At 64.5% G+C, this 21,416-nt stretch carries 19 protein-coding genes, 1 tRNA gene and 2 pseudogenes; 9 read left to right on the top strand and 13 right to left on the bottom strand.

The window, feature by feature from the left end; genetic code table 11:
* Positions 1-156: 156 nt before the first annotated feature.
* Together F3H26_RS14220 and F3H26_RS14215 are read left to right on the top strand one after the other, a co-directional pair.
* A complete protein-coding gene (locus F3H26_RS14220) occupies positions 157-1,170 on the top strand; it encodes a helix-turn-helix domain-containing protein (protein ID WP_188127780.1) in 1,014 nt (337 codons plus the stop codon).
* A 187-nt stretch (positions 1,171-1,357) separates the two neighbouring features.
* Positions 1,358-2,305 (top strand): aldose epimerase family protein, encoded by a 948-nt coding sequence (locus F3H26_RS14215; RefSeq protein ID WP_188127779.1) that lies wholly within the window; start codon positions 1,358-1,360, stop codon positions 2,303-2,305.
* Positions 2,306-2,331: 26 nt separating this feature from the next.
* Here F3H26_RS14215 and F3H26_RS14210 read toward each other — a convergent pair whose 3' ends face one another.
* The 10 genes from F3H26_RS14210 to F3H26_RS14165 all read right to left on the bottom strand — a co-directional run bounded on the left by F3H26_RS14210 (position 2,332) and on the right by F3H26_RS14165 (position 11,802).
* Positions 2,332-3,843 carry an aldehyde dehydrogenase (NADP(+)) gene (locus F3H26_RS14210; protein WP_149776676.1) on the bottom strand — a complete coding sequence of 504 codons (1,512 nt, stop codon included), beginning with the start codon at positions 3,841-3,843 and terminating at the stop codon, positions 2,332-2,334.
* 86 nt (positions 3,844-3,929) lie between these two features.
* Positions 3,930-4,607: a GntR family transcriptional regulator gene (locus tag F3H26_RS14205; protein WP_149776675.1), complete on the bottom strand. Its 678-nt coding sequence runs from the start codon at positions 4,605-4,607 to the stop codon at positions 3,930-3,932.
* 92 nt (positions 4,608-4,699) lie between these two features.
* On the bottom strand, positions 4,700-5,725 hold the full coding sequence (locus tag F3H26_RS14200) for a trans-3-hydroxy-L-proline dehydratase (RefSeq protein ID WP_149776674.1): 1,026 nt from the start codon (positions 5,723-5,725) through the stop codon (positions 4,700-4,702).
* A 7-nt stretch (positions 5,726-5,732) separates the two neighbouring features.
* Positions 5,733-6,971, bottom strand: a complete 1,239-nt coding sequence (locus F3H26_RS14195; protein ID WP_149776673.1) for an NAD(P)/FAD-dependent oxidoreductase — start codon at positions 6,969-6,971, stop codon at positions 5,733-5,735.
* Positions 6,968-7,903, bottom strand: a complete 936-nt coding sequence (locus F3H26_RS14190) for a 4-hydroxyproline epimerase (protein WP_149776672.1) — start codon at positions 7,901-7,903, stop codon at positions 6,968-6,970. The genes F3H26_RS14195 and F3H26_RS14190 overlap by 4 nt, the downstream gene beginning before the upstream one ends.
* Entirely contained in the window at positions 7,894-8,853 is a 960-nt protein-coding gene (locus tag F3H26_RS14185) for a dihydrodipicolinate synthase family protein (RefSeq protein ID WP_149776671.1), read from the bottom strand. Before F3H26_RS14185 ends, F3H26_RS14190 begins: the two co-directional genes overlap by 10 nt.
* 30 nt (positions 8,854-8,883) lie before the next feature.
* The gene (locus F3H26_RS14180) at positions 8,884-9,606 is read right to left on the bottom strand and encodes an amino acid ABC transporter ATP-binding protein (RefSeq protein ID WP_149776670.1); all 723 of its coding nucleotides are present in this window, start codon (positions 9,604-9,606) and stop codon (positions 8,884-8,886) included.
* A complete protein-coding gene (locus F3H26_RS14175) occupies positions 9,603-10,265 on the bottom strand; it encodes an amino acid ABC transporter permease (RefSeq protein ID WP_149776669.1) in 663 nt (220 codons plus the stop codon). The genes F3H26_RS14180 and F3H26_RS14175 overlap by 4 nt, the downstream gene beginning before the upstream one ends.
* A 10-nt stretch (positions 10,266-10,275) precedes the next feature.
* Positions 10,276-10,938 carry an amino acid ABC transporter permease gene (locus F3H26_RS14170; RefSeq protein ID WP_149776668.1) on the bottom strand — a complete coding sequence of 221 codons (663 nt, stop codon included), beginning with the start codon at positions 10,936-10,938 and terminating at the stop codon, positions 10,276-10,278.
* A 63-nt stretch (positions 10,939-11,001) separates the two neighbouring features.
* A complete protein-coding gene (locus tag F3H26_RS14165; protein WP_149776667.1) occupies positions 11,002-11,802 on the bottom strand; it encodes a transporter substrate-binding domain-containing protein in 801 nt (266 codons plus the stop codon).
* 338 nt (positions 11,803-12,140) lie between these two features.
* On the opposite strand from F3H26_RS14165, the gene F3H26_RS14160 reads away from it, so the two are divergent.
* From F3H26_RS14160 to F3H26_RS14130, 7 genes and pseudogenes are all read left to right on the top strand, one after another.
* Positions 12,141-12,689, top strand: a complete 549-nt coding sequence (locus tag F3H26_RS14160) for a helix-turn-helix domain-containing protein (RefSeq protein WP_223162515.1) — start codon at positions 12,141-12,143, stop codon at positions 12,687-12,689.
* Positions 12,690-12,754: 65 nt separating this feature from the next.
* Positions 12,755-14,344: pseudogene (locus F3H26_RS14155) on the top strand (ABC transporter substrate-binding protein).
* An 81-nt stretch (positions 14,345-14,425) separates the two neighbouring features.
* Entirely contained in the window at positions 14,426-15,535 is a 1,110-nt protein-coding gene (locus tag F3H26_RS14150; protein WP_149776666.1) for a M24 family metallopeptidase, read from the top strand.
* Positions 15,529-16,536 (top strand): ABC transporter permease subunit, encoded by a 1,008-nt coding sequence (locus F3H26_RS14145; protein ID WP_149776665.1) that lies wholly within the window; start codon positions 15,529-15,531, stop codon positions 16,534-16,536. The genes F3H26_RS14150 and F3H26_RS14145 overlap by 7 nt, the downstream gene beginning before the upstream one ends.
* Position 16,537: 1 nt before the next feature.
* A complete protein-coding gene (locus F3H26_RS14140; RefSeq protein WP_149776664.1) occupies positions 16,538-17,437 on the top strand; it encodes an ABC transporter permease subunit in 900 nt (299 codons plus the stop codon).
* Positions 17,438-17,441: 4 nt separating this feature from the next.
* Positions 17,442-18,419 (top strand): ABC transporter ATP-binding protein, encoded by a 978-nt coding sequence (locus tag F3H26_RS14135; RefSeq protein WP_149776663.1) that lies wholly within the window; start codon positions 17,442-17,444, stop codon positions 18,417-18,419.
* Complete coding sequence (locus F3H26_RS14130) at positions 18,416-19,396, top strand: ABC transporter ATP-binding protein (RefSeq protein ID WP_149776662.1); 981 nt, start codon at positions 18,416-18,418, stop codon at positions 19,394-19,396. Before F3H26_RS14135 ends, F3H26_RS14130 begins: the two co-directional genes overlap by 4 nt.
* 592 nt (positions 19,397-19,988) lie before the next feature.
* Here F3H26_RS14130 and F3H26_RS19695 read toward each other — a convergent pair.
* The 3 genes and pseudogenes from F3H26_RS19695 to F3H26_RS14115 all read right to left on the bottom strand — a co-directional run.
* Positions 19,989-20,249 (bottom strand): annotated as a pseudogene (locus tag F3H26_RS19695) (integrase core domain-containing protein); the annotation flags it as partial.
* Positions 20,250-20,511: 262 nt separating this feature from the next.
* A complete protein-coding gene (locus F3H26_RS14120; RefSeq protein ID WP_149776660.1) occupies positions 20,512-20,814 on the bottom strand; it encodes a hypothetical protein in 303 nt (100 codons plus the stop codon).
* Between the two features lie 488 nt (positions 20,815-21,302).
* Positions 21,303-21,379 (bottom strand) — tRNA-Pro (locus tag F3H26_RS14115).
* Positions 21,380-21,416: the final 37 nt, after the last annotated feature.

Here is a 21,416-nt window from a genome sequence, read left to right as displayed (position 1 = left end):
CGGTGACCGGAACCTCGTCTGCACATGCCCCCCCATGGACGCATACGAAGACGCCGCAGAATAAAAACACAAAAACCCCCGCCCAAAGGCGGGGGGAGCTTGCAACGAAGGCGCTGCCGCTGGCGGCGGTGCCGGGACCCGGCAAATGGAGGACCGATGAAACATTATGATGTTCTCGGCAGCGGCGCTCATCTTGGCTCGGCGCCCTCTTCGCCTGAAAGGCTCCATCATGTGGATGTCGTTCTGGCCGCTGCTTCGGCCAGGCCGTCCGCTCAGGTGCTGGTGGAATTCTTCAATGCTCTGAACGAGTTGATGGACCATCACGTGTATGCCTTAAAGCTGCGCGTGATCGCGGATGGACCGGCGGGCGGGCCTCAGTATTGGGCGGGGCGAACCGTTGTGTTCTGGGGAGACCTGCACACCAGCTGGCGATTGGCCGGACCGGACCGGGCCTGGGTCTCGCAGGCGATGAACCTTGCCTCGCGTGCGGTGCTCGTAAGCGGTGCCGTGCTGCTGCTGGCCGAGTTCGGGCGCGCCGAGGACGCCGTTGCCGCCGTCCACCCGAATTTCCGGGCCGCCGCCCAGGAAGTCGGCCTGAAGGACAGTGCCACCGCCACCTATCTCTCGGCCGCGGGGCGAATCCACAGCGCGACGACCCCGCTGAGTGCTTTGCGCCTGCTATGTGCGCTTGTATCGCGGGACCACGGTGAACATCAGGCGGACACGTTGCGGGAGTATATCGGGCTGGAAGACCCCAAGGGCGCCTGCACGAGCCGTCTGGCGAGCCGTCTGATCCGCCGATCCGGGGCCGATCCGGTCGTCTGTCAGGCCATCGAAGCCATGCTGGACAATGTCGAGGATCCGCTTCGGATTTCGGACCTGTCCGAGTCGCTTGGAACCTCGACACGCCAGTTGCAGCGTCGATTCCTGAGCAAGACCGGTGAGAAGTTGCTGACGACCTACCGGGAACTGCGGCTGGAACGCGCCTATCACCTGTTGCGCCATTCCGATCTGCCGCTGCGCGAGATCGCGATGGCCACGGGGTTTTACTCGGTCACTGCGCTGGGGCGTGCCTTTCGGGTCAGCTATGACATGCGGCCCGATCAGGTGCGCAACCAACGCTACGCCGGTCAGATGTCCGAACCGGTTCCGCTCAAAAAGGCGGGGTAGGCGCTCAGACCGGGCAGCGCCTGAACATGCGCGCCGCGAGGGTTGCAACGCCCGGAAAGGTCAGGAGGACGCCAGCGGTCAAGGCCAACGTCGTGCCGCAGAAGCATTTGACGGATGCCCATGTCCGTGCCTACAGACGATGATGGGCGTGTGACGCAGCGTTGGTGCAACTGGCCGGATGAAATACATGAAAAGGAACGATTCAACTGATATCCCGGTCGCCCATCTGCAGGATGGCGACATGCGGGTATCGGTTCTGGGTCACGGGGCGGTCACCCAGGGGTGGTGGTACAAGGGCCGGGCACTGATACTTGGCTATGACGACCCTTTGCATTACCTGGACGACCCGTTCTATCGGGGCGCGATCGTCGGGCGTGTCGCCAACCGGATCGGCGGGGCCGGGTTCACGTTGGACGGCGCCCATCATGCGTTGGAGCCCAACGACGGCCCGAACACGTTGCATGGCGGACCGGAAGGGCTGTCGCGCCAGCCCTGGCAGATCGAGCGGGTTTCGCCACGCGAGGCGGTGCTGGCGCATGTTTCGCCAGACGGCGCGGGCGGATTTCCAGGCACCGTGCGGTTCGAGCTCCGGATCCGGCTGGATTGCCCGCGCCTGACGTACTCGATTTCAGCATGGCCGGGCAGACCGACCCCGATCAGCATCGCGCAGCACAACTACTATACATTGGGGTCCGCCCGGGGCATTTCCGAGCACCGTCTTCAACTGGCGTCGGATCGTCACCTGGAGTTGGACGGCCAGGGGATTGCCCGCGGCGGAATCGTCGATTCCGCATCGGCCGGGCTGGATTTCTCGTCGCCCCGGCGGATCGGACAGGCGGCCACGGATCTCGATCACTTCTTCCTGTTCCGCACCGGCGGCAGGCTGGATCAGCCGGTTGCCACGCTCGCGGCCCCGTCCGGTCTGACGATGACGGTCCGTTCCGATCAACCCGGGGCGCAGGTCTACTCCGCCGCCCATCTGTCGGCACCTTTTGCGCCGCATGCCGGAGTCTGCATCGAGCCGTCGGGCCATCCGAACGCGCCGAATGTCGCGACATTCCCGTCGATCGTCTGCACGCCCGACAAGCCGTATCACCAGACGCTTGTGCTGGAGATTTCCGAGACCGGGGCATGACGGTCGTGCGGTGACGACTGGACGTGTCAGGCCAGGGCCGTCTCGATCAACGTATCGGGCAGGTTCTGATAGCAGACCGGACGCAGGAACCGCCGGATCGACAGTGTCCCCACGGATGTGGCGCCGAAATTCGTCGACGCGGGGTAGGGGCCGCCATGGACCATCGCGTCGCAGACCTCGACGCCCGTCGGGTATCCGTTGGCCAGGAGGCGCCCCGCCTTGCGTTCCAGGATCGGCAGCAGGGTGCGGGCGTGGTCCGAGTCTTCGGCATCCATGTGCAGGGTGCAGGTCAGTTGCCCGCGAAGCCGCAGCGCGACGTCGCGCATATCGTCACGGGTGTCGGCCACCACGATGATGCCAAGCGGGCCAAAGACTTCTTCCCACAGGGTTTCATCCGCCAGCCAGGTGCGGGCGCTGGCCCGGAACAGGTTCGGCCTGGCATGGCGCCCGTCGCTGGTGGTCGTCAAAACGGGGGCGGCATCGCTTTGGGCCAGGTGTTGTTGTCCGGTGCGATAGGCGGCGGCGATGCCGTCGGTCAACATGGTCTGGGCGGGCTGTTCGGACAGCGCGGCCGCGGCCGAGCGGACAAATCGCTCGGCCGGCTCGCCTGCCAACACCACCGAGACGCCGGGATTGGTGCAGAACTGCCCGGCCCCCATGCACAGCGATGCGGCCCAGCCCTGAGCGATGTCTTCGGCGCGGTTCTGCAGCGCGTTTTCCAGGATGAACATCGGGTTGACGGATCCCAGCTCGCCATAGAACGGAATCGGCTCGGGCCGGGCCGCGCACAGGTCGAACAGGGCGCGGCCGCCGGCCAGCGACCCGGTAAACCCGACCGCCTTGATCAACGGATGCTGAACCAGGGCCGTTCCGGCCTCGTGGCCGTTGCTTTGGACAAAGCTGAAAACGCCCGGATGCAGGTTGCATGTCTTGAGGGCGGCATGGACGGCTTCGGCGACGATTTCGCCGGTGCCGGGATGGGCCGGGTGGCCCTTGACCACGACCGGACAGCCTGCGGCGAGTGCGGCGGCGGTGTCGCCGCCCGCGGTCGAGAAGGCCAGCGGGAAGTTCGAGGCCCCGAATACCGCGACCGGCCCGATCGGGCGCTGTACCATTTTCAGATCGGGGCGTGGCAGCGGCTGACGGTTGGGCAGGGCCGGATCGTGCCGCCGGTCCAGATAGTCGCCCTTGCGGATATGGTCGGCAAACAGCCGCAACTGCGTGACGGTGCGGCCGCGCTCGCCCTCAAGACGCGCGGCCGGCAGGCCGGTTTCCTGGGTTCCGATCTGGGTGATGGCGTCGGCGCGGGCTTCGATTTCCTCTGCGATCGTGTCCAGAAAAGCCGCGCGGTTGTGCCGGGCGCTGTAGCCGTAAGTCCAGAACGCCTCTTCGGCGGCTTGCGCGGCGGCATCGATTTGAGAAGCCGTTCCGTCGGAAAAGGCGTGGGCCGGCCCCTGCGCGGGGTCGGACAGGAAGGTGGTGTCGCCGGCAACCCAGTTGCCTGCGATGAGGTGCTTGCCGTGGGGGGTGAATGTCATGGGGGGTCACGTCCGTTTTGTGATTTAGGATAATGTATCCAAAAATGAAGGCAGCGCAAGTGGCGTCTGAAGCCGAAAGCCGCGTTTCAGCCTTCAGAGGCGCGTTTGGCCTCGATCATCTCGAGCAGTTGGAGCTTGGTGCGTTCGATATGGTCCCGCAGCAGGGCGCAACCGTCCTCGACCTTGCCGCTGCGCGCGTAGTCAAGAAGCTGGCGGTGTTCTTTCTTGGCAGGCTCGCGCTGTTTCATGACGCTCAGGTGCAGGCGCACGTAACGGTCCGACTGCAGGTTGATCCGGTCGAGCAGTTCCTTGGTCAGTCCCCGATGGGCCGCCGAATACAGCGCGGTGTGATAGCTGTGGTTCAGCACCCCCCAGCGGGCCACGTCGTCTTCGTCATACGAGGCTTCCATCTGCTGCAGGATTTCCTCGCAGCGGTCGAAATCCGCGCCGGTCATGGCCGGGATGGATCGGCGGAACAGGTCCACCTCGATCAGGATGCGCAGATCGAAGATCTCTCCGATCTCGGCAAGCGAATGCCGAGTGACCGAACCGCCCCGGTTGTTGGCCCATTGGATCAGCCCCTCGGCGTTCAGGCGCTTGAGCGCCTCGCGGACCGGCATGCGGGACACGCCGTATTCTTCGGCAAGAGCTTCCTGGCGGATCGGTTCGCCTTCGGCCATCTCTCCGCTCAGGATGCGTTCGCGCAGGTCATTCGCAATCAGGTCCGGCAGGCTTTGTTTCGTCACCGCGCGTGTTCCGGCCATGCCCACTCCTTTTTTTTCTGGTGAACCGCATTTCGGGTACAGATACCGGTTGCGGGCGGGCGATCCAACCGGTTTCGCGCGCGGCGTCCGTTCTAGGCGCCCCAGGTGTCGCGCAGGCGATAGCCCTGCGGCCAGGGGTCGTCGGGGTCCAGCATGTGCTGATGGATGCCGGTGATCCAGCCTCGGCCCGAGATCTCGGGCAGGATGGCCGGGCGGTCTCCGACCTGGGTCGTGCCCAGGATGCGGCCGGTGAAGCGCGAGCCGATGATCGACACCGCCTCGAAGCTCTGGCCCGGGCGCATCTGTCCCCGGGCGGCCATCAGCGCCATGCGGGCCGAAACGGCGGTACCGGTGGGCGAGCGGTCGACCTTGCCGGGCTGGATCGCCACCGCGGATCGGCCGGTCAGGCCGGTTGCGGTTTCGGTCAACGGTCCGCAGAAGGCGCAGAACGAGATGTGGTCCCAATCCGGGTTCTCGGGATGGGCAAAGCCCAGCTGCGCATTGGCGGCGTCGGTGATCACCACCCCCAGACGGGCGATGTCGGCGGCCTCGTTCTCGGTGATGCGCAGCCCCAGCGCCGCGGCGTCGACCACCACGAAACTGTCCCCGCCATAGGCGGTGTCCACCGTCAGGGTCCCCAGGCCCTCGACCTCGAGCGGCGCGGCGAGGCGGTCGGCAAAGCTGGGCAGGTTCCGAACGAAGATCCGTTCGGCCTTGCCGTTGCGGCACTCGGCCCGCACCCGCACCAAGCCGCCCGGCGCTTCGAGCGTCAGTTGGGTTTCCGGCTCGGTCATCGGCAGGATGCCCCCGTCCAGCAGCACCGTCGCCACGCAGATCGAATTCGACCCGGACATGGGCGGGGTGTCCTCGGGCTCCATGATGATGAAGGCGGCGTCGGCATCGGGGTGTTTGGGCGGCACCAGCAGGTTGACATGGCGGAACACCCCGCCGCGCGGCTCGTTCAGCACGAAGTTGCGCAGGGTCTGGTCGCGGGCGATGAAGCTGCGTTGCGCCCAGATCGTGTCGCCGGGCGGCGGTGCGACGCCGCCGACGATGACATCGCCCACTTCGCCCTCGGCATGGGCCGAGATCACATGGATGGTCTTGCTGCTGCGCATGGGGTCCTCAGAACCGTGTCGGGGTGAAGGGGGCGACCGGAATGGCCGGATCGGTGCCGTCGACCAACGCGCCAACCAGCTCGGCGGTGCCGGCCGACTGGGTCAGGCCCAGATGGCCGTGCCCAAAAGCAAAGATCAGGTGCGGGGATTTCGGCGACCGTCCGATCACCGGAATGCTGTCGGGCAGCGACGGGCGGAACCCCATCCACTGCGTGCCGCCCTGCGTGTTCAGCCCCGGCAGGAATTGCCGCGTCTTGTTCAGCAGGGTCTCGGCGCGCTTGTAATTGGGCGGCAGGTCAAGCCCGCCCAGTTCGACCGCACCACCGATGCGCACACCACCGTTGATCCTGCTGGCCACGAAGCCGTGCCGGGAAAAGGTCACGTGCAGCCGCAGGTCGAACGCGCCCGGCGGCAGGGTCGTGTTGTAGCCGCGCTCGGTCTCCAGCGGGATCCGGTCGCCCACCGTGCGGGTCAGGTGGTGCGACCACGCCCCCGCGGCCACGACCACCTTGCCGGCATCCGCCGCACCCTGGTCGAAGCGCACCCAGACGCCCGTATCCGACAGCTCCAGCGCGCGCACGGGGCGCGTCTCGATCACCCCGCCACGGTCGCGGAACACCTGCGCCAGGTGCTCGACCCAGCGTTTGGGATCGACGGTGTTCCACCAATGCGGCGTGAACCCGGCATGGGTAAAGCGCGGGCTGAGGCCGGGTTGAATCTCGGCGATCGCCTCGGGGCTTTCCAGCAGATCGAAAGCGATGCCATGCCGGCGACGCAGCTCCCAGGTGGGCAAGGCGGCGCGGAACTCGGCTGCGCTTTCATACAGTTGCAGCTGCCCGTCGCGCTGCATCATCGCTGCGCCACCCGTATCGGCGATCTGTCGTTCGGTCGCGGCCTGGCACAGTTGCATCAGGCTGACCTGCGCGGCGACCAGCGCCTGGTACCGGCTGGGGCGACTGGCGCGCCAGAACCGCCACATCCACGGTGCGATCCGCAGGGCATAGGCGGGCGGGATCGACAGCGGCCCCAACGGATCGAGCAGCCATTTCGGGGCCTTTTTCAGGATCCCCGGCGTGGCCAGCGGTTCGACCTCGGGGAAGGCGAAGGCCCCGGCATTGCCGGCCGAGGCCTCGGCCGCGACCCCCGAGCGGTCGAACACCTGAACGGCGTAACCCCGACGCTGCAGCTCAAGTGCCGCGCTGATGCCGACCACCCCGGCCCCGATGACGATGACATCTGTCTTCATGTGGTCTCAATACCCGAGCGGAAAGGATCGGCGGGATCAAAAATCAGGCGGCCTTCGGCCATCACGAAAGCCTGACCGGTGATCGAGGGGATCACCCCGCCATTCGGACCAGGCTGATAGGACAGCCGATAGGGGCTGCCGATGACGCTGGCCTGCACGATTTCTTCGCCGGGCGCCAAGCGTCCGTCGGCCGCCAGACAGGCCAACCGCGCCGAACTGCCCGTGCCGCAGGGCGAGCGGTCATAGGCGTCATCAGGGCACAGCACGAAGTTGCGGCTGTGTACGCCTGCTTCCGGTGCGGCATCCTGAAAGATCACATGGTCGATCGGCTCTCCGGCTTCGCCGCCGATGCCCGCGGCATTGGCGGCGCGGCGGATGGCGACGCCCAGGTCGGTCAGGGCGCGGATATTCGCGGGCTCGACCGGCAGCGGGCTGGGGTCGATGATGAAGAACCAGTTGCCGCCATAGGCCACGTCGCCCGTCACCGTGCCGTGGCCCGGCACCTCGATCTCGACCGCGCGGGCCACGCGGCGGCTTTCGACATTCGTCACCGTCACCGTGTGCGCGTCGTGCAGCCGGACCGAGACCACCCCGGCCGGGGTCTCGATCCGATGCGTGCCGACGCCGATCCGGCCCAGATGCGCCAGCGTCACGGTCAGCCCGATCGTGCCGTGCCCGCACATGCCCAGCACCGCATCCGCGTCGAAATAGATCACCCCGGTCACGCAGTCCGGGTCGACCGGCGGCACCAGAAGTGCCCCTACCATCGCCGGCTGGCCGCGCGGCTCGCGCAGGACCGCGTGGTAGAACTCGGCGTGGTCGCGGGCCAGCCGTCCGGCCCGGTCGGCCAGCGGGCCGCTGCCCAGATCGGGACCGCCCTCCAGGATCACCCGCGTGGGTTCGCCGCCGGTATGGCTGTCGATCACATGCATTCCGCGATCACCCCGCCCTGGCGCGACCAGTCCGCGAACCAGTTGCGGAACAGCGTATATTGCTGCTCGCAATAGCGGCACTGCGCGTCGCTCAACTCGTCGGTCTCGTTGAAATGCAGGCGGTATTCCTCTTCGCCGTTCAGCACCAGCAGGTATTTGTAGTACAGCACCAGGTCGGTGCCCTCGTCGAAACTGGACAGCACGCCAAGCGCCTCGTCCAGTTCGCGAGCCCGCAGGCGGGCCTCGGCATGGCCCTCGGCCGCCTTTTTCGACAGCGCCGCCAGCAGCAGCGCCTCGCGGGGCAGCGCGGTGCCGATGCCGGTGATCGACCCGGTGGCCCCGCAATTGACGAAGCCGTTGTAGACCTCGGTATCGACGCCGACCATCAGCGTCACCTCATCGTCGCGGCTGGTGATGTGCTCGGCCGCATAGCGCAGGTCGGCGCTGCCGCCGAATTCCTTGAAGCCGACCAGGTTGGGATGCTCGGCCCGCAGCGCAAAGAACAGATCGGCGCGGGTGGCAAAGCCGTAGACGGGGCTGTTGTAGATGATCGCGGGCACGTCGGGCGCCGCCGACAGGATGGCCTTGAAATGGTTGCGCTGCGCCGCCACCGAGCTGCCGCGCGACAGCACCCGCGGAATCACCATCAGCCCCACCGCGCCGACCTTCTGCGCATGCGCCGCATGCGCCACCGCCGAGCGCGTGTTGATCGCCCCGGTGCCCACCACGACCGGAAGGCCCGCCTGCACCAGACGCGCGACCCCTTCCATCCGCTGGTCATCGGTCAGCAACGGCCAGTCGCCCATCGACCCGCAATAGACAACCGCGGACATCCCCGCCTCGATCATCTGCTGCCCCTTCCGCACCAGAGCGTCATAGTCGGGGGTGCGGTCGGCCTTGCACGGTGTCATCAAAGCCGGCATCGTGCCCGTGAATACGTTGTTCATCATCTTGTCTGCCTTGTTGTCTTGTTGCGTGCTTCAGCGCACATTGGCCAGGAATTTGCGGGTGTGTTCGGATTGCGGGGCGGTGAATATCTGCTCGGGCGGGCCGATCTCCTCCATGACGCCCTGGTGGAAAAAGGCGACCCGGTCGCTGACGTCCCGGGCAAAGCCCATCTCGTGCGTCACGCATATCATGGTCATGCCCTCCTCGGCCAGCATGCGCATGGTTTCCAGCACCTCGCCCACCAGTTCCGGGTCCAGCGCCGAGGTCGCCTCGTCGAACAGCATGTACTCGGGCTCCATCGCCAGCGCCCGCGCAATGGCCAGACGCTGCTGCTGGCCGCCCGACAGGGCCGAGGGGTAGGCGTCGAGCTTTTCGCCCAGCCCGACATGTTCCAGCTGCCGGCGGGCGATTTCGCGGGCCTCGGCCCGGGTCTTGCCCTTGACGATCCGCGGCGCCAGCGCCACGTTTTCCAGGGCGGTCAGGTGCGGAAAGCTGTTCCATTGCTGGAACACCATGCCCAGCCGCTGGCGCAGCCTGTTGATGTCGGTGCCCTTGGCATGCACGTCGATGCCATCGACCACCACTCGGCCCTGCTGCACCGGTTCAAGCCCGTTGATGCAGTAGAGCAGGGTGGACTTGCCCGACCCGGACGCGCCGATCACCGACAGCACCTCGCCCTTTTGGACATTCAGGTTGATGCCCTTGAGAACATGCAGGGCGCCGAAATATTTGTGCAGGTCGCGAATTTCGATCATTGGGCCCACTTTCTTTCAAGCGACGCGGCAAAGCGCGAGACGGGATAGCTGAGCGCGAAATAGAACGCGCCGGCGAGGGTGAGGATCAGGAAGGGTTCCTGTGTGCGGGTGATCAGGATCTGGCTGGCCTTGAGCAGTTCGACATAGCCCAGCACCGAGACCAGGGCGCTGTCCTTCATCACCCCCAGCGCGACGCCGACCCAGGCGGGAAACACGGCGCGGCCTCCGATCGGCAGCACCACATGGCGCAGGTCCTGCCAATAGGTCATGCCCAGGCTGCGCGCGGCGCGGCGCATCGGCAGGCCGACCGCCTCGATCCCGCCGCGCGCCACATTGGCGACCAGCGCGGCGGTATAGATCGTCAGGATCACAACGCCCGAGGCGAAGGGGTCCAGGTCCAGCCCCACGATGGGCGCGAAATTGTAGAACAGCACAAGCTGGATGATGAGCGGCACCGAGCGGAACACGTCCAGCACCGGTGCAAGCGTCAGGGTCGCGGTCAGTTTTCCTTCGTAAAGGATCCAGCCGAAGATTGCGCCCAGTACGGTGCCGATGGAGATCGACAGCGCCGAGATCCACAAGGTCCGCAGGGCGGCCTCGGCCAGGAACCAAAGGTCGTTGGGGGTGAAGCCGCTGAAAAAGCTGAGTGATGGTTGCATGGGTGCCTCGTCAGTACCTGAACAGGCGCGCGGCCAGCAGGCGCGATCCCAACAGGATGAGCTTCACGATCACGTAGTAGATAACGGCGGTGACGGCGAAATATTCGAAGATGCGGAAGGTGCGCGAGGCGAAGAACTGGGTCTCGCCCGAAAGTTCGCGGAATCCCACCAGCATCCCCAGCGAGGACATCAGCACCGCCCAGACCATCTGGTTGGTGATCGGGTGGTAGACGATGCGGAACACCTGCGGGATCACGATCCGCGAATAGGCTTGCCAGGCAGTCATGCCCAACGACCGTGCCGCGCGGATCTGGGTGTCGGGCACGGCCTGGAAGCCGCCGCGGAAGTTCTCGGCCAGGTAACCGGCGCAGTTGAAGGTCAGCCCCGCCAGAACGATTATGTAGGGCGACAGGTGCAGCCCGAACGCGCCCAGCCCGAAGCCGAAGAAGAACAGCTGGAACAGGGCCGGGGTGTTGCGCGCCAGCTCGACCCAGCTTGAAGCCAGCCAGCGGGGCAGGCCCCTCAGGTGCATTCGGACCAGAGCCAGCCCCAGGCCGATGACGATCCCCAGGATCATCGCCAGCACCGCGACCTGCAGCGTCAGAAAGGCCGCGTCGATCAGGTCGGGCAGGCTTTTCATCACCGGCCGCCAGTGGAAATTGTAGTCAAACATGAGCAGAGGTCCGATGGCCCCCGCCCGACAGGCGGGCAGGGGCGGGTTCCGTGAGTGGCCGGATCAGTACATCACGCCGGGAATACGCAGTTCGGGCGCCTCGCCGCCGACATATTTGCCCCACAGTTCGGCATAGCGGCCCGAGCGCACCTGGTGGGTGACGAACAGGTTGAGATAGTTGAGCCAGGTCACGTCCTCGCGCTTGCCCACGATCGAGGTATAGTCGGTCGTCCAGGGCATGCGCGGGCCGGCTTCGATCGTGTCGTATTGCTGGGTGATCGGCAGAACGGCAGTGTTGGTGGTGATGCCGATATCGGCCTTGCCCTGCGCGACGGCCAGGAAGACCTCGTTTTCCGACTGGTACCCCTGATAATTGCCCTCTTCGCCCCATTCGGCGGCGATCTTCAGCCATTCCTGCTCGGGCACGGTGCCGATGGCGGCGGCGACGCGTTTGCCGCGAATGTCCTCGAAGCTTTTGATGCCGCTGTCCTTGTTCACGACGCCCTGCGCGAAATAGATCGCGTAGGGAATGCTGAAGCCCACGGTGCGCGCCCGCGCCAGGCTGTCCGAGGTCGCGCCGAACACCACGTCGGCCCGGCCGGTCACGATGATCGGCAGGCGTTCGGCCCAGGTCACGGGCAGGATTTCGGCCTCGACCTCGAGCGCGGCGGCAAGGTCATGGCAATAGTCCACGTCGAATCCCGCGGGTTCGTTGTTGGCGTCGCGGTAACCGATCGGCGGAAAATCCAGAACGACGCCGCAGCGCAGGACGCCCCGGTCGACGACATCATCCAGCGTGTCGGCGAAAGATGGCCCGGTCGTCAGGGCGGCAAGCGCCGCGATGGCGGCAAGTTTCTTGAACATGTGGTCCTCCCGAAATTATGTGGCGATGCTTTAAGGCAAAATGGATCCAAAATCCAATATAAAATTAAAGGGGCGTGAGTTGTTTTTCTGGCTGTTCGGTCAAGGCATTGAAAAAGCTGTATAAACTGATTTTCGGATGGTACCGATTTGCTGATCGGCAAAAAAAATCTATTGACAGAAAAAAATTTTATTCACGCTGTGCGCCATTCAAGACCCCGAACCCCCGTGGCGGACACGTGCAGAAAAAGACTCATCAGACGACCGAACCAGGCACGGCGGACGAGCTGGGGCGGCGCATGCGTGCGCGGCGACAGAGACTGTCGATGACGCTGCGGTAAGTGTCGGGTGCGTCGGGCGTTTCGGTCGGCTATCTCAGCCAGGTCGAGCGCGGCAACGCGACGCCGACGTTGGGAACGCTGACCCAGATCGCCCAGGCGCTCGAGGTCGATACCGACTTTTTCGTAAGAACCCCGCACACAGTCGACAGCCTGACCCGCGCAAATTCACGGCCCCGGTTCGCGGTGACCGGTTCGTCCATCGAATACGAGCAGATCGGCGTCGAGCGCGCCGGTCACGAGTTGACCTCGTATGTGATGAATGTTCCGCCAGGCTATGAATCCGAAGTCGTCATCCATGTCGGCGAAGAGATCATCTATATTCTGGATGGCACGATTTCCCAGATCGTCGGTGAACGGGAATACATCATGGGGCCCGGCGACAGCCTGCACTATCTGGGCACCACGCCGCATTGCTGGTCCAACAGAACCGACAAGCCGGCCCGCATATTGTGGGTGGGGCGCATGCAGTACGAGAAATCCGGCGATATCACACGATCCGAGGCCGAGCAATCCAAGACCGCGCGGGAAATGCTGCCGCTGAGGCGGTAGTCGCGACCGAAGGCGGACGACAGAAGCCGCGCAACAACCAGTTTACCAACACGGAGAGAAGAGAAATGTCATTGAACAAGTTTCTGGCCACCGGCCTGCTGCTGAGCGTGCTGGGCGTGTCTGCCCAGGCGCAGACCCTTGTCTATTGTTCCGAAGGCTCGCCCGAGGGCTTTGACCCGGCGCTGTACACCGCCGGCACCACCTTTGATGCCTCGAGCCATCCGATCTACAACCGCCTGGTCGAATTCAAGGTGGGCACGACGGAAACCATGCCGGCACTGGCTGAAAGCTGGGAAGTTTCGGAGGACGGCAAGACCGTGACCTTCAAGCTGCGCAAAGGTGTGAAATTCCATTCCAACGACCTGTTCACCCCGTCGCGCGACTTCAACGCCGATGACGTGATCTTCAGCTTTGATCGCCAGGGCAACCCGGACAATCCGTACAACCAGGTCTCGGGCGGCACCTGGGAATATTACGGCGGCATGTCGATGCCGGACCTGATCGACAGCATTGAAAAGGTCGATGACTATACCGTCGTCTTCCACCTGACCCGTCCCGAAGCGCCGTTCATTGCCAACATGGCGATGGATTTTGCCTCGATCGTGTCCAAGGAATATGCGGATGCGATGCTGGCGGCAGGCACGCCCGAAATGCTGAACCAGGCGCCGATCGGCACCGGCCCGTTCAAGTTCCAAGCCTATCAGAAGGATGCGGTCATCCGTTATGTCCGCAACGATGACTACTGGGGTGACCAGGCCAAGGTCGAGAACCTGATCTTTGCGATCACGCCGGACGCGTCGGTGCGCTATCAGAAAGTTCAGGCGGGCGAATGCCATGTCATGGCCTACCCGAACCCGGCCGACGTGCAGGCGATGAAGGATGATCCCAACATTGTCGTCATGGAGCAAGAGGGCCTGAACGTGGGCTATCTGGCCTATAACACGTAGATGCCGACCTTCGACAACCCCAAGGTGCGCAAGGCGCTGAACATGGCCATCGACAAACAGGCCATCATCGACGTGGTGTTCCAGGGCTCGGGCCAGATCGCCAAGAACCCGATCCCGCCGACCATGTGGTCGTACAACGACGCCATCCAGGACGATCCCTATGATCCCCAAGCCGCCAAGGCTGCGCTCGAGGCCGAGGGCGTTTCGGATCTGTCGATGAAGATCTGGGCGATGCCGGTGCAGCGGCCCTAAAACCCGAACGCCCGCCGCATGGCCGAGCTGATGCAGGAAGATTTTGCCAAGATCGGCGTGGACGTGGAAATCGTGTCCTATGAATGGGGTGAATACCTTGAGCGCTCGAAGGCCAAGGACCGCGACGGCGCGGTTCTGCTGGGCTGGACCGGCGACAATGGCGACCCGGACAACTTCCTGGCCGTTCTGCTGGGCTGCGACGGCGTCGAGAAATCCAACCGCGCCCAATGGTGCAACGAGGAATTCGACGCGTTGATCCAGAAGGCCAAGGTGCTGTCGTCGCAGGCCGAGCGCGAAGAACTCTACAAGCAGGCGCAGGTGATCTTCAAGGAACAGGCGCCCTGGGCCACGATCGCCCATTCGGTCGTGTACATGACCATGCGACCCGAGGTGGAAGGCTATGTGGTGCACCCGCTGGGCGGGCACATCTTCAACCAGGTCGGCCTGAAACAGTAATCCGGCCGACATGACCGACCGGGGGCGGCGCAGCCATGCGCCGCCCCATCCAACATTCGATGACACCGGGGCGCAGCATCCATGGCACCGTCTGTACCCGACCGACTTTCTGAATATGCCGGCATCGCTTGGCAGCTGGGCGTGGACGCCGTGGCGCTGGTGCCCGGACCGAATTTCACCCGTGCCCTGGGCCACAGTTTCATGAGCCACGAACGCCCGTTCCTGCTGGTCATTCCCGCCGATGGCGCCCCGGCCGCTCTGGTTCCCAACCTGGAACTGGCCAGCTGGGAACAGACGGGCTTCGACGGCGCAGTGTTCGACTGGCGGGACCAGAACGGCCATGCCGATGCTTTTGCGGCGTTGCTGGATCACCTGCGCCTCTCGTCGCTGGCGGTCGAAGGGCAGGTCATGCGGGTCTTCGTGCATCATGCATTGGTCGCCTCGCAGCCCGATTTGCGCATCATCGACGCCGAAGCCGAGATCTCGGGCCTGCGCATGATCAAGACCCCGGACGAGATCGCGGCGCTGGAACGCGCCATCGACATTTCCGAACGGGCCCTGACCCGCACGCTGGAAACCGTCGCGCCGGGACGGACCGAGAAGCAGATCGAGCAGACCCTGATCCGGTTCCTGTTCGAAGAAGGCGCCGACGGGCTGGCCTTTCCGCCCATCGTCGCCGCGGGCGACAATTCGGCCCTGCCGCATGCCCATGCCCGCGCGGATTATGCGCTGAGCCCGGGTGACGCGCTGCTGATCGATTTTGGCGCGCGCAAGGATGGCTTTGCCGCCGACATCACCCGCACCGTGTTCCTGGGCCATGCGTCAGACGAGGCGCGGGCCTTGTACGAAACGGTTCTGCAGGCCAACCTGGCCGCGCTGGCCGTCACCCGTGCAAGCGTGACCGCACATGCGATCGACGACGCCGCAACCGGTGTGCTCGAGGCCTCGCCCTTTGCCGACAGAATCCGCACGAAAACCGGGCACGGGCTGGGCCGCGACGTACATGAGGCGCCGTATGTCATGCGTGGCAACATGGCCGCGCTTCCGGCCGGAACGGTCTATACCGACGAACCGGGCCTCTATCAGGTCGGCAATTTCGGTGTCCGGATCGAAGACGACGTGCTGATCACCCAGGACGGTTGCCAGGTCCTGACCCGTTTTCCGAAAGACCTTATGGTGATTCCATGCTGAACTATGTTCTGGCCCGATTGCTGACCTTCATCCCCACCTTCATCGGGGTGACGCTGGTGTCGTTCAGCTTCATCCGCGCGCTGCCGGGCGACCCGATCCTGGTCATGGCCGGTGAGCGGGGCATTTCCGAAGAACGCTATGCCGAGCTGGCCGCCCAATATGGCTATGACCGGCCGATCCTGGTGCAGTACTGGGATTATCTGACCGGCGTGCTGCACGGAGACCTGGGCGTGTCCTTCGTCACCAAACGCCCGGTGTGGGACGAGTTCTTTTCCCTTTTCCCGGCCACGCTGGAACTGTCGATCTGTGCCATGGTCTTCGCGGTTGCCCTGGGGCTGCCCGCCGTCGTGATCGCGGCGGTGAACCGTGGCAAGTTCTTTGACCGGGCGCTGATGTCGACGGCGCTGGTGGGGTATTCGATGCCCATCTTCTGGTGGGCGCTGCTGCTGATCATCGTGTTCTCGGGCAACCTGCAATGGACCCCGGTGTCCGGCCGCATCGGGTTGCAATACTATTTTCCCGACCCGACCGGGTTCATGCTGATCGACAGCCTGGCCTCGGGGCAGAAAGGGGCATTTTCGTCGGCGGTGCGGCACCTGATCCTGCCGACCATCGTGCTGGGCACGATCCCGCTGGCGGTGATCGCGCGCCAGACCCGGTCGGCGATGCTCGAGGTGCTGGGCGAGGATTATATCCGCACCGCGCGCGCCAAGGGGCTGGCGCCCGCGCGGATCAACGGCATCCACGCGCTGCGCAACGCGCTGATCCCGGTGGTCACGGTGATCGAGCTGTCGGTCGGCACCCTGCTGGCCGGGGCAATCCTGACCGAGACGATCTTCAGCTGGCCCGGCATCGGAAAATGGATGGTCGACAGCATCTTCCGCCGTGACTACCCCGTGGTGCAGGGCGGGCTGCTGCTGGTGGCGGTGCTGGTCATGGTGGTGAACCTGATCGTCGACATGCTCTATGGCCTCATCAACCCCAAGATCCGGAAGCGCTGACATGGCTGACACGACGCAAATCTCCTCGGCTCCGACCCGCCCCAGCGCGTTGCGCGAATTCTGGTACTATTTCCGCGAAAACCGCGGCGCTGTGATCGGGCTGTACGTCTTTTCGGCGCTGGTGCTGATCGCGGTGTTCGCCGGGCTGATCGCGCCGCACGACCCCACCGCACAGAACCGCGCGGCCACGTTGCTTCCGCCGGCCTGGCAGGAGGGCGGAAACTGGTCCTACATCCTTGGCACCGATCCGCTGGGCCGCGACCTGCTGTCCCGGCTGCTCTATGGCTCGCAGCTGACCTTCCTGGTCGGGATCATGGTGGTTCTGCTGGCCTCGGCCGGGGGGATCATCATCGGGCTGATCTCGGGCTTTGCGCCCAAATGGGTCGATACGATCATCATGCGGACCATGGACATCATCCTGTCCTTCCCGGCGCTGCTGCTGGCGCTGGTTCTGGTGGCGATCCTCGGCCCGTCGCTGATCAACGCGATGATCGCCATCGCCATCGCCTATCAGCCGCATTTCGTGCGTCTGACCCGTGCGGCGGTGCTGGCTGAACGTTCGAAGGACTATGTGATCTCGGCGCGCGTCGCGGGGGCGGGGCTGCCGCGGTTGATGTTCATTACCGTGCTGCCCAACTGCATCGCGCCGATCATCGTGCAGGCGGCGCTGTCGTTTTCGAACGCAATCCTCGACGTGGCGGCACTTGGCTTTCTGGGCATGGGCGCCCAGCCGCCCACACCGGAATGGGGCACCATGCTGGCCGAAAGCCGCGAGTTCATCCTGCGCGCATGGTGGGTGGTCACCTTCCCCGGCCTGGCGATCCTGATCACCGTTCTGGCGATCAACCTGATGGGCGACGGCCTGCGCGACGCGCTCGACCCGAAACTCAAGCGGAGCTAGGCCGATGACCCTGTTGCGTCTCCGAAATCTGAGCGTCGAATTCGCCACCGCTTCCGGCCGGTTCCGCGCCGTGGACGGTATCGACCAGGATGTCGACGAAGGCGAGATTCTGGCCATCGTCGGCGAAAGCGGGTCGGGCAAGCCGGTGTCGATGCTGGCGGTGATGGGGCTGCTGCCCTGGACCGCTACCGTCACCGCCGACGAGATCACATTCGACGGGCAGGACCTTCTGAAGATGGAGGCCGCCGCCCGGCGCCGGCTGATCGGCAAGGATCTGGCCATGATCTTCCAGGAGCCGATGTCGTCGCTGAACCCGTGTTTCACGGTCGGCTGGCAGATCCGCGAGGCTTTGCGCATCCATCTGGGCATGGGGCGGCGCGAACGGCAGGCCCGCGCCGTCGAGCTGTTCGAGCAGGTGGGCATCCCCGACCCGGTGAAGCGCCTGAGCGCGTTTCCGCACCAGTTGTCGGGCGGCATGAACCAGCGGGTGATGATCGCCATGGCGATTGCCTGCAAGCCCAAGCTGCTGATCGCGGATGAGCCGACAACCGCGCTGGACGTGACCATCCAGGCGCAGATCCTGGACCTGCTGACGGCGCTGCGCGACGAGACCGGCATGGGGCTGGTTTTGATTACCCATGACATGGGCGTGGTCGCCGAAACCGCCGAACGCGTCAGTGTGCAATATGCCGGCCAGAAGATCGAGGAACAGCCCGTCGGGCCTCTGTTCCGCACACCACACCACCCTTATACGGGGGCGCTGCTGGATGCGCTGCCGGAACGGGCGACCGACAGGCATCTGCCCACCATTCCCGGTGTCGTTCCCGGCCAGTTCGACCGCCCGGCGGGCTGTCTGTTTTCCCCGCGCTGCAAGTTCGCCGATGCGACATGCAAGGCCCAGGTGCCGCCGGCGCTGGGGCCGGAACTGGGCCGGGCCCGCTGTTTCCACCCTCTGAATACCGATGAAAGGGTTGCATCATGACGAACCCGGTTATGCAGGCGACCGCGCTTCAGTGGCACTATCAGGTCAGCGGCGGATTGTTCGGCAAGCCCCGGACGCTCAAGGCCGTCGGCGGGGTGGATTTCGCGCTCTATCCGGGCCAGACCCTGGCCGTGGTGGGCGAAAGCGGCTGTGGCAAGTCCACGCTGGCGCGGATGGTGACCATGATCGAAGAGCCGACGGCAGGCACCCTGACGCTGGACGGCAAGCCGATCGATCCGTCGCAATGGGCCTCGTTGCGCCAGTCGGTGCAGATCGTGTTCCAGGACCCATATGGCTCGCTGAACCCGCGCCATCGGATCGGGGCCATTCTGGAAGAGCCGCTCAAGATCAACAGCCCCGACCTCAGCAGCGCCGAGCGCACGGCCAGGGCGCGCGAGATGATGGGGTTGGTCGGTCTGCGGCCCGAACACTATGACCGCTATCCGCATATGTTTTCGGGCGGGCAACGCCAGCGCATCGCCATCGCCCGGGCCCTGATGCTGGACCCCAAGGTGCTGGTGCTGGACGAGCCGGTCTCGGCGCTGGACCTGTCCATCCAGAGCGCGATCCTGAACCTGCTGGTCGATCTGCAGGAGCGGCTGCAGCTGGCCTATCTGTTCATCTCGCACGATCTCAGCGTGGTTCGGCATGTGGCGGACGAGGTGATCGTCATGTATCTGGGCCGCGCCGTCGAAAGGGGCAGCCGCGACGCCGTGTTCAGCGCGCCGTTCCACCCCTATGCTAAGGCGCTGCTGTCGGCGACCCCTCAGGCCGACCCCGAAGCCCGCAAGGAGCGCATTCAGCTCAAGGGCGAATTGCCGTCACCTCTTGCCATACCCGACGGATGCCCCTTTGCGCCCAGATGCTGGAAGGTCCAGGACAAGTGCCGGTCACAGCGTCCGATTCTGCCGGACGACGCGCATTCTGCGGCCTGTTTCTTTCCGGAAAACGGGGGCGCACCGGCGGCGGAATCCTGACAAGGCCAGGGCGAAAAGCGATTTTGATGACCGATCCGCAACCCCGTTTTTGCGTTGCCTTGACCCCAAAACGGCAACCCAGGAATGCCTCGTCGTTGTTCACGGCGTGAACGGCCGTCAGTCAGCCGGCTGGCGTGCTCAGGCTTCCGCGCAGGAGGGGCCGCGGCGGCGGAAGGTTCAAAGCCCTTTAGCTTGACGTTCTACGCCGACACGTACGACACCGGAGGCTCGGCCTCAACTTTCCGTCAATGCGCGTAAGGCGAGACATCCGTTTGGCGAAACTTCGCCGTGACTGCATCTGTCCGGCTTCAGCACCGATCCCTGACGATGGGCGGACATGGCCGCGCAATGCCCTGCCGGGCTGAAGGATAGGGGCGACGAATGAGATACACTGCATCCGACAAGCCGGAGATCGTCGGCCTCGTCGAAGGGTCGCACCTCTCGACGAAGAGAACCTTTGACAAGCTGGGCATCTCTGCCGTTGCCGCCCTTTTCGGTTCCTGTTTCCTTCTGCTTGTGGTGTTGCGGTCAAGACCGGCTGAGCGGAACCCATGCGGAGCTCAAGCGAAACCGGTCGGGAGGAGCCTGGCCGTTGGGCGAACTCGGTCGGTGTCTGCCCGTTCAACGTTGTGTGTGGTCTGTTGATGCCGCAGCCGATCCTCCGTGTTTCGATGACCCGGCGTGCCTCGGCGAGGTTGCCGCAGCCATGTTCATTCAGACATTCGTCCCGCAGCCTGCCGTTGAACGCCTTGACAAAAGCATTCTGCATGGGTTTCCCCGGCGCGATGCAATGCCATTCGACGCCGGTCTCCTGTCCCCACCGCTGAACGGCGTGAGGCGTCATCTCGGTGCCGCAGCACGTCGGGAAGCAGCGCCGCCGAAAGGTCATGGCCACGCGCGCAGCCCTCAAATGGCGCAGCGGGTGGGCATGATCGGGTCTCAGGTCACAACAGCGGTTTTGCATGAGTCGCACGGCTGAGGAGACCGGCTATGTCCGCCACCCATCCTGTGCCTGGACGGATTGCCAACACCTCGGTGGCCCGAATCCGGGGGATGGGTCAATCAAAACAATTGCATCAAGGCGCATGACCGTCCCAGCGTGCAGTTGTCGGTTTTCATCGGCGTGAGAGAAAGTGGAACTTTCGTTCGCTGCGGACCCGGCGAACAGCCTGAATCCGCCGTGGATCGAACTTTCCGCCAGCGCCGGTCGCCTGGAGCGCGAACTGGGCGTGCCGTTTGGCCTCCTGGGCCGTGGTGGCCGCATGTTGATGAAGAGATGGGCATGAAGCCATGAACATGAACAGGTGGAAGTGTGGCCCGAGGTCATGGGCCGGATGCATGAGACCGCCGCTCAGTATCGTGCCGCACTTGCCAAATCGATCAGCGCCATGAAAGTCGACTTCTTCCAGCGCTGCCAATTTCGCAACAATAGTTTTGGGGGATCGGGCGGGTTTTTCGCGCCGCCCGTTGGATCACCGCACGCGTGAGGGACGCAGAAAGGGATGCGCCATAGTGCCATGGACCGATGGTCTTGACGCAGCCTTGAAGGACGCGAACGAAGCTGCGCAATCGGAGAATGTGTGCGAATGGGCGGACGGTCCCGTGAATTCCAAGAAGAAAGGGTTCAAGGCGGCTGCGGATGCAGCCGGGGTGGGGAACCTATCGCCAAACGTGCTTCGACATACTGCGGCGGTCCCTACGGCTGAGGCTGGATTTCGATGGATGAGACGGCTCAGGATCTCGGCCATGCCGATACCGGAATCACGGCGTTGACACGCGCTCGGTTCAGTCCCGGGCATCTGCGGACGGCTGCCAGAGTTTAGGGGTTCGAAAAACCATGAGGTTCAACGAACCTCGGAGATCTGTCCTGCCAACAAAAAAGGCGCCACCGGGCTCCTTGTTTTATTGGTCGGAGTGAGAGGATTCGAACCTCCGGCCCCTGCCTCCCGAAGACAGTGCTCTACCAGGCTGAGCTACACTCCGACCGTGGCGCGTGACCTATACCCGGCGATTTGAATGT

The organism is Ruegeria intermedia, assembly GCF_900129345.1.
Lineage (GTDB): Bacteria > Pseudomonadota > Alphaproteobacteria > Rhodobacterales > Rhodobacteraceae > Ruegeria > Ruegeria intermedia.
The sequence above is the reverse complement of the archived record's forward strand: the minus strand, read 5'-3'. Positions and strand labels throughout refer to the sequence as shown.